The organism is Micromonospora sonneratiae, from assembly GCF_042679305.1.
GTDB classification, from domain to species: Bacteria; Actinomycetota; Actinomycetes; order Mycobacteriales; family Micromonosporaceae; genus Micromonospora_H; species Micromonospora_H sonneratiae.
This window is the reverse complement of record NZ_JBHTMP010000161.1, coordinates 1-1265: the sequence shown is the minus strand read 5'-3', so window position 1 is coordinate 1265 and position 1265 is coordinate 1. Positions and strand designations below refer to the sequence as shown.

General features: G+C 73.1%; 1 protein-coding gene. It reads right to left on the bottom strand.

Going from position 1 to position 1265, the window contains the following annotated elements:
• Positions 1-117: 117 nt before the first annotated feature.
• Complete coding sequence (locus tag ACFQ4H_RS34790; RefSeq protein WP_377579530.1) at positions 118-1098, bottom strand: alpha-ketoacid dehydrogenase subunit beta; 981 nt, start codon at positions 1096-1098, stop codon at positions 118-120.
• Positions 1099-1265 lie beyond the last annotated feature (167 nt).

Here is a 1265-nt window from a genome sequence, read left to right as displayed (position 1 = left end):
CCCGGTCGAGGACCGCCACGCCGGCACCGGCGGCGGCGACCGCCGCGACGGTGGCGGCCCCGATGCCGGAGCCACCGCCCACCACGACGATGCGCCGTCCGGCCAGCATTCCCATCGTCATGCGGCCACGGTCTTCCGTACCGCCTCGACCACGGCCGCCGCCTCCGGCACGACCGCCTTCTGGAGTTCGGGTGCCGCCGGCATGGGTACGTCCGGCGTGCCGATCCGGGCGACCGGGGCCCGCAGGTGGGCGAAGCACTCGGCGGCGGCCCGCGCCGCGATCTCGGCACCGAATCCGCCGGTGACGTTCGCCTCGTGGGCCACCACGAGTCGCCCGGTACGGCCGATCGACGCGGCCACGGTGTCGAAGTCGAGCGGGTTGATCCAGCGCAGGTCGACCACCTCGACTTCGATGCCGTCGGCGGCCAGCTGCCCGGCGGCGTCCAGCGCGGCGGAGACCATCCGGGACCAGGCCACCACGGTCACGTCCCGTCCCGGGCGGACCACCTTCGCACCACCGATCGGCTCGACCGGCGCGTCGAGGCGTACCTCACCCCGGGTGGGGTAGAGCATCCGGGCCTCCGCGACCACGACCGGGTCGTCGCAGGTCACCGCCGTACGCAACATCTGGTACGCGTCGTCGGGCGTCGCCGGCACCGCGATGCGCAGCCCCGGGGTGTGGGCGAAGTACGCCTCGATCGACTGGGAGTGCTGGGCGCAGGCTCCGGGCGAGTAGCCCTGCTGCATCCGGATCACCAGTGGGGCGCCCCAGCGGCCACCGCTGGCGTACCGGACGTTGGCGATCTGGTTGACGATCTGGTCCATCGCCACGAAGGTGAAGTCGGCGTACATGATCTCGGCGATCGGCCGTAGGCCGGTCATCGCCGCGCCCAGCGCCATCCCCAGGAAGCCGGTCTCGGAGATCGGGGTGTCGAAGATCCGGTCGGATCCGAACCGCTTGTGCAGCCCCTTGGTGGCGCCGAACGGGCCGCCGGGCAGGGCGACGTCCTCGCCGAAGTAGACGGTGTCCGTCCGGCTCTCCAGGGACCAGGCCAGCGCGGCGTTGACCGCCTGGATGTAACGCAGCGACTCAGGCATAGACGTGCTCCTTGACCGTGGCCGGGTTGGGGAACGGGATGGCCCGGGCGGCGACGACCGCCGCGTCGATCTCGGCGGCGACCTCGGCGTCGACCGCGTCGAGTTGGGCGGCCAGCGTGGCGTCGGCGGCGCGGCGGATGCGGACCAGCGGCTCGCGTTCCCGGGCG